The sequence below is a fragment of the Actinoplanes sp. NPDC023936 genome, from assembly GCF_040639325.1.
Lineage (GTDB): Bacteria > Actinomycetota > Actinomycetes > Mycobacteriales > Micromonosporaceae > Actinoplanes.
Genome location: NZ_JBEZZR010000007.1, coordinates 137,181 through 150,339 on the forward strand (window position 1 = coordinate 137,181; position 13,159 = coordinate 150,339).

At 70.8% G+C, this 13,159-nt stretch carries 11 protein-coding genes; 6 read left to right on the plus strand and 5 right to left on the minus strand.

Going from position 1 to position 13,159, the window contains the following annotated elements:
* Position 1: 1 nt before the first annotated feature.
* Positions 2-1,300 (minus strand): D-arabinono-1,4-lactone oxidase, encoded by a 1,299-nt coding sequence (locus AB0F72_RS12750; protein ID WP_360429639.1) that lies wholly within the window; start codon positions 1,298-1,300, stop codon positions 2-4.
* 157 nt (positions 1,301-1,457) lie between these two features.
* On the opposite strand from AB0F72_RS12750, the gene AB0F72_RS12755 reads away from it, so the two are divergent.
* On the plus strand, positions 1,458-2,087 hold the full coding sequence (locus tag AB0F72_RS12755; protein WP_360429642.1) for a TetR family transcriptional regulator: 630 nt from the start codon (positions 1,458-1,460) through the stop codon (positions 2,085-2,087).
* 4 nt (positions 2,088-2,091) lie between these two features.
* Here the strand turns inward: AB0F72_RS12755 and AB0F72_RS12760 are convergent, their stop codons facing one another.
* Positions 2,092-3,297: an amino acid deaminase/aldolase gene (locus AB0F72_RS12760; protein WP_360429645.1), complete on the minus strand. Its 1,206-nt coding sequence runs from the start codon at positions 3,295-3,297 to the stop codon at positions 2,092-2,094.
* Positions 3,298-3,550: 253 nt separating this feature from the next.
* Here AB0F72_RS12760 and tmk point away from each other — a divergent pair, with 253 nt between their 5' ends.
* Positions 3,551-5,548 carry a dTMP kinase gene (tmk, locus tag AB0F72_RS12765; protein ID WP_360429927.1) on the plus strand — a complete coding sequence of 666 codons (1,998 nt, stop codon included), beginning with the start codon at positions 3,551-3,553 and terminating at the stop codon, positions 5,546-5,548.
* A 109-nt stretch (positions 5,549-5,657) separates the two neighbouring features.
* On the opposite strand, the gene AB0F72_RS12770 is transcribed toward tmk, so the two are convergent.
* Positions 5,658-6,851 carry a DNA polymerase III subunit delta' gene (locus AB0F72_RS12770; RefSeq protein ID WP_360429648.1) on the minus strand — a complete coding sequence of 398 codons (1,194 nt, stop codon included), beginning with the start codon at positions 6,849-6,851 and terminating at the stop codon, positions 5,658-5,660.
* Positions 6,852-7,659: 808 nt separating this feature from the next.
* Between AB0F72_RS12770 and AB0F72_RS12775 the strand changes: the two genes are divergently transcribed.
* The 3 genes from AB0F72_RS12775 to AB0F72_RS12785 are packed head-to-tail and all read left to right on the plus strand — an operon-like array spanning position 7,660 to position 8,881.
* Positions 7,660-7,986 carry a YbaB/EbfC family DNA-binding protein gene (locus tag AB0F72_RS12775; protein WP_360429651.1) on the plus strand — a complete coding sequence of 109 codons (327 nt, stop codon included), beginning with the start codon at positions 7,660-7,662 and terminating at the stop codon, positions 7,984-7,986.
* A 1-nt stretch (position 7,987) separates the two neighbouring features.
* A complete protein-coding gene (locus tag AB0F72_RS12780) occupies positions 7,988-8,284 on the plus strand; it encodes a hypothetical protein (RefSeq protein ID WP_360429654.1) in 297 nt (98 codons plus the stop codon).
* Positions 8,285-8,881 carry a hypothetical protein gene (locus AB0F72_RS12785; protein WP_360429657.1) on the plus strand — a complete coding sequence of 199 codons (597 nt, stop codon included), beginning with the start codon at positions 8,285-8,287 and terminating at the stop codon, positions 8,879-8,881. It abuts the gene before it with no gap.
* A 58-nt stretch (positions 8,882-8,939) separates the two neighbouring features.
* Here AB0F72_RS12785 and AB0F72_RS12790 read toward each other — a convergent pair whose 3' ends face one another.
* Complete coding sequence (locus AB0F72_RS12790; RefSeq protein WP_360429660.1) at positions 8,940-10,397, minus strand: hypothetical protein; 1,458 nt, start codon at positions 10,395-10,397, stop codon at positions 8,940-8,942.
* A gap of 142 nt (positions 10,398-10,539) precedes the next feature.
* Here AB0F72_RS12790 and ricT point away from each other — a divergent pair, with 142 nt between their 5' ends.
* On the plus strand, positions 10,540-11,412 hold the full coding sequence (gene ricT / locus AB0F72_RS12795; protein ID WP_360429663.1) for a regulatory iron-sulfur-containing complex subunit RicT: 873 nt from the start codon (positions 10,540-10,542) through the stop codon (positions 11,410-11,412).
* Here the strand turns inward: ricT and AB0F72_RS12800 are convergent.
* The gene (locus AB0F72_RS12800; protein WP_360429666.1) at positions 11,378-13,129 is read right to left on the minus strand and encodes a metallophosphoesterase; all 1,752 of its coding nucleotides are present in this window, start codon (positions 13,127-13,129) and stop codon (positions 11,378-11,380) included. The two genes, ricT and AB0F72_RS12800, sit on opposite strands and share 35 nt — an antisense overlap.
* Positions 13,130-13,159 lie beyond the last annotated feature (30 nt).

Sequence of the window (13,159 nt, forward strand, 5' to 3'; positions counted from 1 at the left end):
GTCAGGCTCCCAGCACCCGGTCCAGGTATTCGTTGGTGAAGACCCGGGCCGGGTCCAGGCGGTCGCGGACCGCGACGAAGTCATCGAACTTCGGGTACGCGGGACGCAGGTTCGCGGCGGTCCGGTAGTGCAGCTTGCCCCAGTGCGGACGCCCGCCCAGCGGCTCGCACAGCGACTCGACGGCCTTGAAGTACGGCTCGTACTCGCTGCCGAGGAACTGGTGCACAGCGACGTACGCGGACTCCCGGCCGTACCCGTGTGACAGCCAGACGTCGTCCGGGCCGGTGAACCGCACCTCGACCGGGAACTGCACCTTGAACGGCAGCACGTCGTAGATCCGGGGGAGCGCGTCGAGCACCTCGGGAAGGGCGGCGCGCGGGATCTCGTACTCCATCTCGGTGAACCGCACCCGGCGGGGCGAGCAGAAGACCCGGTCGGACCGGTCGGTGTAGGTCCGCCGGCTCAGCGCGCGGGCCGCGAAGCCGTTCAGCGCCGGGACCGTGCCAGGCACCCGCTGGCCGACCTCGCAGACGCCCTGCCAGAGGGTGTTGGAGAGGAACTCGTCGTCGAGCCAGCCGCGGAATCGCGACAGCGGCTTGTCGTTCACGCCCACGATGTTGTTGCGCTTGAGCTGCGCCCGGTCGGTGTACGGGTACCAGTAGAACTCGACGTGATCGTTCGCCGGGATCCAGTCCTCCAACCCGGCCAGCACGTCGGCCAGCGCCATCGGACGCTCGTCGGCGTGCAGCACGAACTCCGGCACGCAGCGCAGCGTCACCTCGACGAGGATGCCGAGGGCGCCGAGTCCGAGCCGGACCGCCTGGAACTCCGGGGCGTCCGTGGTGAACCGCTCGACCTTGCCGGCCGCTGTCACCATCGTCACCGCCTCCACGCTGGACGCCAGCGTGGAATGTGCGGCGCCGGTGCCGTGGGTGCCGGTGGAGATCGCGCCGGCGACCGTCTGCGCGTCGATGTCGCCCAGATTCGGCATGGCCAGCCCGTTCTCCGCGAGTACCGCGTTGAGAGTGGACAGCCGCATCCCGGCCTGTACGGTGACCAGTGGCCCGTCGATCCCGACGAGTTGGTTGAGGCGGTGCACCGTCATCCGCTGGTCGTCGGCGACAGCGATCGCGGTGAACGAGTGCCCACTGCCGACAACTTTGACCCGCCGCCCGTTTGCCGCTGCCTGGTTCACTGAGGCTGCGACTTCGTCGACACTGCCAGGGGTCATGACCTCCGCGACGGACTCCTGGTTGCGTCCCCAGTTGGTCCAGCGCCGCGCGTTAACGGGTGTAGTCATTCCGGCTTTTGTCCTCCATCCGAGCGGACACCCGTACCTGGCGTCCCGTCGATGCGCCTCGCTCGTTGATCCGAGTAACGTTCGATTTAACACTGAGATTTATTCATGACCTTGCTGCTCGTGAACAGATCTCACTGCTGAGAGGGAGTGGCGACGCGTGTCGACACCAACCGTCAGCACCGGTCCGCTGCGGCGGGTTCCGGTGCAGGGCAGAAGCGTTGCCCGGGTACAGCGCATGCTCGACGCGTGCGCCGAGCTGGTGGACGAGGTCGGTTATGAAGGGCTGACCACCACTTTGCTGGCCGAGCGCGCCGAAGTCGCCATCGGCTCGGTCTACCAGTTCTTCCCGGACAAGAGGGCCATCGTCCAGGCTCTGGCGCTGCGCAACATGGACGCGTACCTGCAGAGTCTCTCCGATCGATTCGCCAGCGAGACGTTCACCCATTGGTGGGACGCCGTCGATGCGGCCATCGACGGCTACATCCACATGCACCGCAGCGTTCCCGGTTTCCGGACGCTGCACTTCGGTGACGTGGTGGACCTGCACCTGCTCGACTCCGACCGGGACAACAACGCGGTCATCGCCGAGCGCCTGGCCGAGCTTCTGGTCGAGCAGTTCCAGCTGATCGACCGGGTCCGGCTGCGGTTCGCGCTGCAGATCTCGGTGGAGGCGGCGGACGCGCTGATCAAGCTGGCGTTCCGGCGTGACCCGGCCGGCGACGAATCGGTGCTCGTCGAGGCCAAGGCGTTGATAAGGGAATACCTGCACCGCCACGTCGACGCCTGAGGCATCAGCCCAGGAAAGCACGGCCTTCTCCGCGGTACGTGGGGGCCGGTGTCGCTGTGTCACCGTCGATCAGCTGTAGCTCGTTGACGCGTTCACACAGCTCGCCGGCCTTGGCGTGCCGGAACCAGACCCGGTCGCCGGGACGCAGCTCGTCGGCGGCCGGCCCGAGCAGGGGCGTCTGCACCTCGCCGGCGCCCTCATCGCCCTTGAACCTCAGGCCGTCCGGCAGGTAGGGCGTCGGGAGGCGGGACGCCTCGGCCGGGCCGGACGCGATCCAGCCGCCGCCGAGCACCGTCGCGATCCGGGGCGCCGGGCGGCGGACCACCGACAGCGCGAAGAACGCGGCGGGCGCCGGACGCCAGCTGCGGTACGTGTCGAAGAGCGTCGGGCCGTACAGCCCGGAGCCGGCTGTCACCTCGGTGACGGCCGGGTCGGCGCTGGTGGCGGCCACGCTCCCGGTGCCGCCGCCGTTGACGAACTCCAGGTCGGCGTGCTCCCGGATCGCGCGCACCGCGGCGGAGCGCCGGGCCAGCAGCTCGGGAAGCGCCTTCTTCTGCATCAGGCGGATGGCCCGCGCGCGCAGCGCCCGGCCGGGCGGGTCGTCGCCCACTCCGGCGATGTGCGCCTCGTAGGACATCACGCCGACCAGCTGGAACCCCTGACGCGTACTGATCTTGCGGGCCAGCGTGCCGGCCTGGACGGCGGAGTGCACCGGTGACCGCCGGACGCCGACGTGCAGGGGGCCGGCGGGCTTCCAGGAGGCGTCCACGTCGATGCAGAGCCGGATCGGCGGGCGGGCGCCGGGGGTGGAGGTCTGGTCGATCAGGTCGAGCTGAGCCGGGTGGTCGACCATCACGGTGACCGCGGCGGCCAGGGCCGGGTCGGCGGCGAGCTCGCGCAGCGCGGTCCGGTCGGCTGTGGGGTACGCCACCAGGACGTCGTCGGTCACACCGGTGCGCACCAGCCAGATCGCCTCGGGCAGCGTGTACGCCATCACGCCGTTCCAGCCGGGGCGGGTCAGGACACGCTCCAGCAGCGCCCGGCACCGCACGGACTTGCTGGCCACGCGGATCGGCTTGCCCGCGGCGCGGCGGGTGAGCTCGTCGGCGTTGGCGTCGAAGGCGGCCAGGCTCACCGCGGCGACCGGGGTCTCCAGGTGATCGGTGGCCTGGTCGAGTCGCTGGCGCAGGGCAATGCGGTCAGTCACCACGTCAGCACGGTATCGCCTTCCGAGGGTAATGCGAAAGACATTCATCTCTGTTCCACCCGAACGTGCGGATCCGGCGCGTTGATGCGCCGTGCTGATCCGCGGGACCCTGCCGGACCCTCGGTGAGCTGCGGCGGCCGGATACAGTGCTCCGGGCAAGTGACCACGGGAGGTAAGGGCCATCAGTACCGAACAACGCCAGGACGGCGGCCCAGTCGACCTCTCCGGGGCGGCAGCGCTACGGTCCGTCCTCCGGCTGCGCGGCTTCCGCCGGCTCTGGCTCGTCCTCGCGGCGGCCTCCTTCGGCGACTGGATCGGCATCCTCGCCACCGGCCTGTTCGCGTCCGCGCAGTTCGAGAACCCGGCGGCACAGGGCGCCGCGTTCGGCGGGACCATCGCCGTGCGCCTGCTGCCCGCGCTGCTGCTCGGCCCGATCGCCGGTGTGATCGCCGACCGGTTCGACCGCCGTTACACGATGGTGATCGTCGACCTGCTGCGGTTCGTCATCTACCTGTCGATCCCGCTCGTCCCGCTGTTCGGCGGGTCACCGGCCCTGACCGTCGCCTGGGCCACCATCGCCACCTTCCTCGGCGAGACGATCACCCTGATCTGGATTCCGGCCAAGGAAGCGGCGGTTCCCAACCTCATCCCGAAATCGCGGATCGAGATCTCCAACCAGCTGACGCTCGTCACCACGTACGGGATCACGCCGATCCTGGCGGCCCTGTTGCTCTCCGCCCTGACCGCCGGCCTCCAGCAGTCCGGCGCCTCCCTGCCGGACTGGGCACAGCCGATCCAGATCGCGCTCTACATCAACGCCTTCTCCCGGCTGGCCACCGCGATCGTGGTGTTCTTCGGCATCAAGGAGATCGGCGGCAAGAGCCCGGCGCGTGAGATGGCCGCCGAGCAGAGCATGAGCAAGCAGTTCACCGCGGGCTGGAAGTACATCGGCAGCACCCCGCTGGTCCGTGGCCTGGTCGTCGGCATCTTCGGCGCGTTCGCGGCCGGCGGTGTGGTGATCGGCGCGGCCCGCACCTACGCGGTCTCGCTCGGCGCCGGTGAAGCCGCGTTCTACCTGCTCTTCGGCACCATCTTCATGGGTCTCGCGCTGGGCATCGGACTCGGCCCGATGATCGTCCGGGAACTCTCCCGCCGCCGCTGGTTCGGGATGAGCATCGTGCTCGCCAGCGGCTCGGTGATGTTCCTCGGCCTCGCGTTCCACCTGTCGATGGCGCTGGTCGGCGCCCTGCTCGTGGGCGCCGGTGCCGGCATGGCGTTCCTCGCCGGCACCACCCTGCTCTACGGCGAGATCGCCGACGAACTGCGCGGCCGGGTCTTCGCCGTCGTGCAGATCGGCGTCCGCATGGTCCTGCTCCTGGCGATCACCCTCTCCGGGTTCCTGGTCGGCCTCGGCAGCTCCCGCCAGGTCGACCTGGGCGCGTTCAGCATCGACGTCTCGGCCACCCGGGTGCTGCTGCTGGTGGCCGGCGCGATCGGCATCTGGGTCGGCATCGGCTCGTTCCGGCAGATGGACGACAAACCGGGCGTGGCCGTCCTGGCCGACCTGTGGGGCTCGCTGCGCGGGCGCCCGCTATCCCCGGCCGAGTCGTTCGTCGCGCCCGGCGTCTTCGTGGTCTTCGAGGGCGGCGAGGGCGCCGGCAAGTCGACGCAGGTCACGCTGCTCGCCGAAGCGCTGCACAAGGAGGGCCGGGACGTGGTCGTCACCCGCGAGCCGGGCGCGACCGACCTGGGCTCCCGGATCCGGGGGCTGGTGCTGAACAAGGCGGAGGACGCGCCGTCCGCGCGGGCCGAGGCGCTGCTCTACGCCGCCGACCGGGCACATCACGTCGCCACGGTGGTGCGGCCGGCGCTCGCCCGCGGTGCCGTCGTGGTCAGCGATCGGTACGTCGACTCGTCTCTCGCTTACCAGGGCGCCGGACGTACCCTCCCGGTCCAGGAAATCTCCTGGCTGTCCTCCTGGGCGACCGGCGGTCTCAAGCCCGACCTCGTGGTGCTGCTCGACGTGGAACCCGGCGTGGGGCTGACCAGGGTCGACTCGCGGGGTGGCAGCGCCGACCGCCTGGAGAGCGAGTCACGGGCCTTCCACGAGCGGGTCAGGTACGCGTTCCTGGACCTGGCCGCGGCCGACCCCAAGCGTTACCTGGTGCTGGACGCGTCCCGGCCGGTCGAGGAGCTGGCCGCGGCGGTCACGGAGCGGTTGTCCGGCATGCTGGGCGCGGTCGACGAGTCCTGACGCTCTTGTTTCGGGTGGGCTCGGCCGCGAATATCGGGTGGGCTCGGCCGCGAATTTCGGGTGGGCTCGGCCGCGCGTTTCGGGGCTCGGCCGCGCGTTTCGGGTGGGCTCAGCCGCGCCACAGGGTGACCATCATCGCCTCCAGGGCGATGTCCGGTTTCACGTTGCGCTCGATCGCGTCCTGGCAGGCCAGCACCGCCTCCAGGCGACGCAGCACGCTTTCCGGTGACCACTTGCCGGCCGCGGCTGCCGAGACCTGCTCGATGTCGCCGTGCACCACGGCGACCGGCGCCCGCATCGAGGTGACGAGCACGTCCCGGTAGAACCCGGCCAGATCTTTCAGCGACCGGTCCAGCACGTCCCGCTGAGACCGGGTGGACCGGGATTTCTGCTTCTTCTCCAGCTCCTTGATCTGGCCGGCGGCGCCACGCATCGCGGTGGTGGCGCCGCGACCGGTGCCGCCCGCGCCGAGCGCCTGCTCCAGCGCGGCACGCTCCGCCGCGTCCGTCTCGACGACCGCGTCGAGTGCCTCCCGGCGGGCCGAGTTCACCATGGCCTGCGCCGCGTCGAAACACGCGCCGATGCTGCTCAGCCGGCGCGGCACCGCCAGCACCTCCTCGCGCCGCAGACGCGCCTCCTGGTCGGTGGCGAGCTGCCGGGCCCGCTCCACGTCACCCTGCGCCGCCGCGGCCGCCCAAGCCGCCTGCTCGGGATCGATCCCGTGCCGCTGCACCAGCACGTCGGCGACCGCGGCCGCCGGCGCCTGCCGCAGCGCCACCACCCGGCACCGGGACCGGATCGTCACCGAGATGTCGTCCGGATGCACCGACGGGGTGCAGAGCAGGAACACGGTCCGCGGTGACGGCTCCTCGACGGCCTTGAGCAGCGCGTTGCTGGCCCGCTCACCGAGCCGGTCGGCGTCCTCGACGATCACCACCTGCCAGCGCCCGGCCGACGGCGAGCTCGCCGCCCGCAGCACCAGCGCCCGCATGTCCTTGACACCGATCGAGAGCCCCTCCGACCTCTCGATGCGCACGTCCGCATTCGTCCCGGTCAGCGTCGTGTGGCACCCGTGGCACTCGCCGCACCCGGTGCCGTCCCGCTCACACTGCAGCGCCGCCGCGAACACCCGTGCCGCCGTGGAACGCCCGGCGCCCGGCGGCCCCGTGAAGATCCAGGCATGCGTCATGCCGCCGCCACCGGCCGCGTCACCCGCAACCACGCGCGCCGCAGCAGAGGCCGCCCGGCGAAGCGTTTCCACCGGCTCGTCCTGCCCCACCAGTTCAGCAAAGACGTCATGCACCCGACGATCGTATTGCGACCCCCCGACAACAGGCACACGCCATGTCAGCCCACCCCACCCGCCGCCCCGTCGTCGCGGTCCCCACCTCCCAGCGCCGCCGCCGAGCCGTAGCCCGCGCAGGTGAACCGTCGTCCTAGCCTGCGCTGGCTACGGCTGGCCGGTCCGAGCCGTAGTTCACGCAGGTGAACCGTCGTTTTAGCCTGCGCTGGCTACGGCTGGCCGGTCCGAGCCGTAGCCCGCGCAGGTAAACCGTCGTCGTAGCCTGCGCTGGCTACGGCTGGCCGGTCTGAGCCGTAGTTCACGCAGGTAAGGCGCCGTTTTAGCCTGCGCTGGCTACGGCTCGGCTGTCCGAGCCGTCGTCCACGCATCTGAAACGCCGTCATAACCTGCTCCGACTACGGCTCGGCCCGCCCCTGGCCGGATCTTGGCTGGTCCATGGCCGGATCTTGGACGGGTCTTAGGCGGCTTTCGGCTGGGCCGTGTCGTCGCGCGGGCCACTCCGGGGAGCTGCGGGTGGTCACCCTCGATCGCGACTGACGTAGACGGCGGCCATCGCGACCGACGTAGACGGCGGCCACCCGGGCACCCGGGCGGCGCGACCCGGCGGCGACCACCCGCCCCCCCGGATGACCATGAAAAGTCAGCCGTTTGATTACTTTCGGTCACCCTTATGGCGATCTTCGTTACGGTCGGTCCTGAACTATCGGTTATCCACAGGGGACGTTCGTGGCGTAGCGGGACGGTCACCGAAGCGGTACGGTCTGTTGCCGGAGCGCAACGGCGGCATGACACGCGGTGAGGAGCCGGAATGGCCCGCGAGATCGACGAAGCGTGGATCGACGAGGCGATCGAGCGGTATCGGCGTGTCGAGGACCTGCGTGCCGAGTTCGATCGCGCGGTGTCCGCACATTCTGTCTCGGTGCACTCGCCGGACCAGTCGATCGAGGTCGTGGTCACCGCCGCCGGCACCATCGTGGACGTCCGGCTGCATGGTGAGCTGCGCCATCGTGTGCCGGCCGAGTTCGCGGCCGAGATCAAGGCCGCGGTGGTGAGCGCGGCGGAGGCCGCCCGGTGGGCGAGGGAAAAACTGCACGGCGAAGTTTTCGGATCGTTCCGCACGCTGGAGGGGCACTGAGGTGGACCGACTCGCCGACCAGATCGACAACGCGGCGGCTGTTCTGTCGACGATGGACCGACAGATGCCGTTGCTGACACCGGCCGCCGCCGCGTTCGGCGCCGACGACGCGGGCCGGCCCGGGCGGATCGGCCGTGCCCTCTACGCCGGCTGGACCGCGGTGCTGGCCGCGCGTGCCCGGGAGGCGGCGAACGCGTCCGCGAGCCTGGCCGAGATGGCCCGTTCGGTGCGGGCGGGTGCCCGCGCCTATGCCGAGACTGACGAAGCGGTCCGGCACAGGTTCCACCGGGAGCTGTAGATGATGGACCGGCTGGATCACCTGCTCGACGCCGCGAGCCCGCTGCTGGACCGGGTTGATCGGGTGCTCTCCACGGTCGGCGCGCCGGAGGGCCACCCGGTCTGGCCGGAGCTGCGCCGGGTGCGCGTGCTGCCGGGCGACGCGGCCCGCGCGGTGGGTGCGCTCTATCCGGAGGCGATCCTCGACGCGGTGCCCGAGCTGCGTGCTGACGCGCGGGCCTACGCTGCGGTCGCCGATGCGTTGCCGCTGGCGGGTGCGTGGGAGGGCGAGGCCGCCGATGCGTACGAGCAAGCCCGTCGCCGCACCGCCGAACACCTCAACGGCGGTCCGGAGAGCCTGGGGCACCGGATGGAGGCGACAGCCGACCTGGCCGACGCGTTGACCGCCTGGATGGCGCGTTCTCGTGGCGATCTGGCAGCGATGCTGGCCGCCGTCCTGACCTCGGCGGAGGCCGTGGCGCTCACCGCCGGGGACCTCCCGCCGGACGAGGAGGCTCGGCTGGCCGCCGACGTGGCAGCTCCGGTGCTGCGGACGGTGGCCGACAGCTACGACCGGGGTGAGGCGCTGCTGGACGCATCGGTGTCCCTGCAGACGTGACGTCCGGGTGGGGCGGTCGCCCGGCCGCCACCGGGCGACCGTCCACTTTGTGTGCCGCTCAGAACTCCCGGCGCCGGTGGCTGCTCAGGAGGAACGCGCACACTCCGCCGATCACCATGCCCGAACCGGCCAGCAGCAACGGGACCAGGCCCGGCCCGGTGATCGGCAGACCGGCCGCGCCGGCCGGGGAGACACCGGGTGAACCGGGTGCGGCGGGCGGAGAGGGGTGGCCGGTGGAGCGTTTCGGCGCCACTGCGGCGCCGTCGAGCACGCCGAGGCTGAGGTCGGCGACCACTGCTGACGACTGGTGGCCGGTGGTGGCGGGACCGTCGTCACCCCGTACCAGGGAAATCTTGATCGCAGTTGCCCGCGCCGCGATGGCCTTGCCCTTGGTGGCCTGGCGTGCCGCGCCGAGAGAAATGTGCAGCTTCGCACCGGTCGGGGAGGTCGGTGCCGGAGCGTTCTCCGACTCGGGCGCGGCGGGCACGCCGGGGATCGACGGCAGGGGCAGCGGGTCAGCGGCCGGGAGCAGCGACGGGAGCGACTCCGGAGGCGTCGCTGGATCACTCAGCGTGATGTCATGGCGGTCACCCGGCGTGTCGAGAAGGGTCCGCTCGCCCTCCCGCGTGGTGATCTCGACGACGGCCGGCTCGTATGCGGCCTCGCCGCGCCCGCCGGAGGACATGCTGACCCGCAGCGTGGCCGCCCGCAGCACCCGGAGGCGCACCTCGCCGTCGACCAGGCTGATCTTTCCGGCGTTCAGGGTGGTGGTCGACACCGACTCCGTCTCGCCGTCGCGCTTGCGCAGACCGGTGCTGCTGGTCGCCGAGAACGCCTCCGGCACCCGGACCAGTGACTGGTTGCCGCCGCCGGTCAGCGTCACCCGGTTCAGCGCGGCGGCGGACTCGGACGACTCGCCGGTGACGCTCGCGCAGGCCAGCCCGTTGTTCCAGCGGGCGTGCGCGGTGAGCGTGCCAGGTCCGGTACGCAGCGGGCCGAAGCGTTTCGTGCTGACGCGCTGCCGGCTCGCCGTGCGGTTGTCCGGCGGCGCCTGCTGCAGGACGAGATCGTTGCGGGATCCGCCGGAGACGCGGCCGTCGAGGGTGCGGGCCGCCGCCGCTGACTTGATCTCACCGCCCGCGATCAGGACGCTGCGGACGTCGCCCAGCGCTACCCCGCTGATCGCGGGGGGCGTTTTCGGCTCGCCCTCGGTCGTGCCACGGTCGCCCGGCTCCGCGGTTGATCGTGGTGCCGGGTCTGCGGCCGTTGATCGTGGTGCCGGCTCCGCGGCCGTTGATCGTGGTGCCGGCTCCGCGGCCGTTGATCGTGGCGCCGGCTCCGCGACAGCGCCCAGCTCCAGCCGATTGATTCGGAGCACCTGCGCACTGGATTGAGCGGCGTGACTGCCCGGCGAGGTGCAGCGGGCGTTCTGGGCGAGCGCGGGCAGCGGCGCCGTGAGCGCGCCCGCGAAGCCCAGCGCAACGACACTGGCGGCCACCGACCTGGGGGGTGTCATGGCAGTTCCTTTCGACGTGTCGTCTACGGGACTGGCCAACGACTGTCGATTGGGGCGGTTGCGCAGCATCTATGCGACAACCCTCGCGGGTAGGTCAAAACCGGCATTTGGTACGGCTTGCTGTCCGTCGTAGGGTTGTCGCATGGGCATGCTGTGCGCGGTCAGCTTCAACCGGTACGGCCGTCTCTACTACCTCGATCCGAACGGGTTCACCCCGTCCGTCGGTGATCGCGTTCTGGTCCCGACCGACGACGGCCCCGAGGTGGCGGAGTGCGTCTGGGCGCCGCAATGGGTCAGCGAGGAGACCGACGGTTTCCCCAAGGTGGTCGGGCTCGCCGACGACGGCGACCTGCGCCGCGACGAGCTGCTGCGCAAACGCAAAGCCGAGGCGAAAGTCGCCGCCAAGAAACTGATCAAGGCGCACGACCTGCCGATGAAGGTGGTCGCCGTGGACCACGTCCTGGACCAGGGCGGGTCACCGGGCAGCGCCCGGACGACGATCTATTTCACCGCGCCGCACCGGGTCGACTTCCGCTCCCTGGTCCGCGACCTCGGCGCGACCCTGCACTGCCGGGTCGAGCTGCGCCAGCTCTCCGCCCGTGACTCCGCCCGCGTGCAGGGCGGCATCGGCTCGTGCGGGCGGGATTTGTGCTGCGCCACGTTCCTCACCGACTTCGAGCCGGTCACCATCCGGATGGCGAAAGACCAGGATCTGCCACTCAATCCGCTGCGCATCTCCGGCGCCTGCGGGCGGCTGATGTGCTGCCTCAAGTACGAGCATCCGCTGTACCAGAAATTCCAGGCCTCCGCGCCGGCGGTCGGCACCCGGGTCACCACCGCCGAGGGCGACGGCCGGGTCGTCGGGCACAGCGTCCCGAAAGACGAGGTGGTGGTCCGCCTCGACGCCGACGGTTCGCGCTGCTCGTGCAGCCGCGCCTCGGTCTGCGGCCCGCGCCAGGCCCACGACGCGCACTACGACGCTACGGCCGCGGCCCCTGCGGACCCGCAACCCTGACCGGCGGCTCGATCCGGTGCGGGGTCAGCGGGGTCTCCGGGCGCAGCCACGGGCTCTGCGGTGATCCCTGAGGGTCGGGCACCCACTTGTGGCAGACCTTCTTCAGCCCGATCGGGTGGATCGTCAGTGTCCCGTGCGCGTCGATGTGCATCCGCAGGAAACTCTTGCCGTCCTCGATGCCCTGACCGGCGAAGAGCTCGTTGACGTTGACCCCGAACCGGGCCGCGATCAGCAGGTAGAGCGCGGTCAGCTGGGTCGACAGCACCGCGATCAGCGGCCCGTACACGACAGCGGCGACCACCAGCGGCCACGGCCACGGCCAGTCCCGGAAGTCCAGCCGCAGCCAGACGAACGTCCCACCGGCCGCCAGGGCGATCTGGGCGAAGCCGTGCAGGATGCCGAGGATCCAGTACCGGGCGCGCTTCGGTGACGAGGCGGGCGGCGGCTGAGCGAACAGGGTCGTCGCCGCCATGATCACGAGGAGCATCAGCGCCAGCGGGATCGTGAACAGCTTCAGGATGCTGCCGTCCTGTCGGGAGGCGGCCGCGCCGGCCATCGCCAGCATGGTCAGCGTCTGAATGATCCCGAGCATCGTGGCGAAGCCCTTGTTGCGGCGAGGCAGCCGGTGGAACACGCCCCGGCCCCAGCGGTGGGACATGGCCGCGTCCGGGAAGCTCTTCTTCAGCCGGTACGTCCGGCTCCGGCTCTTGCTCCGGGTCAGCGTCTCCTTCGGCGGCACCGTCAGCTCACCCGGCAGATTCTGCGTCCCCAGCGTGTACGCCCCGCCGCCGCCGCAGGTGATCAGCTCCCGGTCGTCGCCGGTGTAGCGCGCGTAGTGGTGCAGGTCACCGGAGACGAGCACCCGGACGTGCGCCCGCGCCGGCGCCAGAATCGTCCGGATGAAGTAGTCGACAGCGTCGTACCTCTCCGGCGTGTCGGCCGCCTTCACCCAGGCCGGCGACGGGGTCATCAGGATGACCCGGTCGTCCGGCCCGACCTGCTCGGCGGCCCGTTCGAAATACAGCAGTTGCGGATCGTCGATGTACGCCCCGAACTGCTCGTCCACCGCGAAGAGCCACCAGTTCCCCGGCAGCTTCACCGCGAAGTACGACCGGCGCTGCTCGGTCCGCCAGCCGCCGATGTAGCCGTCCTTGCGGCGAGCGAAGAGACGCAGGAAAGCCGTCAGACCGTCGTACCAGTCATGGTTGCCCGGCAGGGCGAAGAGCGTGGGCCGTGGCTCGCCGGCCGGCGCCTCCGGCAGGGCCGCGCGGTACGGTCCCTTCATCCGGTTCTCGTAACCGTCGCCGCTGGCCAGCGGATAGACCTGGTCCCCACCCATCAGCAGCAGCCGGCCGCGCGGCAGCCGCTCGCCGTCCACCTCCAGCTCCGGCTGGGCGAGCAGATAGGCCACCGAGTACGTCGCGTCGAACCCGTCCCCGAGGTCCGCCACGTAGTCCAGCCACAACTCGCCGTCCGCCGTCGACGAGTGGTCGAAGACGTCGTCGTCCAGAGCGTTCTGCAGCTCACGCTTGTCCAGGTAGGCACCGAACAGGATCGCCAGCAGCGCCCGCAGCCCGGTGCTGAGCAGCAGCAGCGGCGAGAGCCAGCCGATCGGCCCTCTCGGCGTGAAGCCCAGCTCCTGCGGGTGCAGACTGCTCGGCCGCTCCGGAACCGTCTGCTCCGACTCCACCGGATCCTGCCGCGGAACGAAGGCCATCGAACGATCGTAGTCGCGGCGAGGGGGATG

Coding starts and splice junctions, on each gene's coding strand:
- AB0F72_RS12790 (WP_360429660.1), bottom strand. CDS start 10,397: ATGACACCCCCCAGGTCGGTGGCCGCCAGTGTCGTTGCGCTGGGCTTC.
- AB0F72_RS12750 (WP_360429639.1), bottom strand. CDS start 1,300: ATGACTACACCCGTTAACGCGCGGCGCTGGACCAACTGGGGACGCAAC.
- AB0F72_RS12800 (WP_360429666.1), bottom strand. CDS start 13,129: ATGGCCTTCGTTCCGCGGCAGGATCCGGTGGAGTCGGAGCAGACGGTT.
- ricT (WP_360429663.1), top strand. CDS start 10,540: ATGGGCATGCTGTGCGCGGTCAGCTTCAACCGGTACGGCCGTCTCTAC.
- AB0F72_RS12775 (WP_360429651.1), top strand. CDS start 7,660: ATGGCCCGCGAGATCGACGAAGCGTGGATCGACGAGGCGATCGAGCGG.
- AB0F72_RS12785 (WP_360429657.1), top strand. CDS start 8,285: ATGATGGACCGGCTGGATCACCTGCTCGACGCCGCGAGCCCGCTGCTG.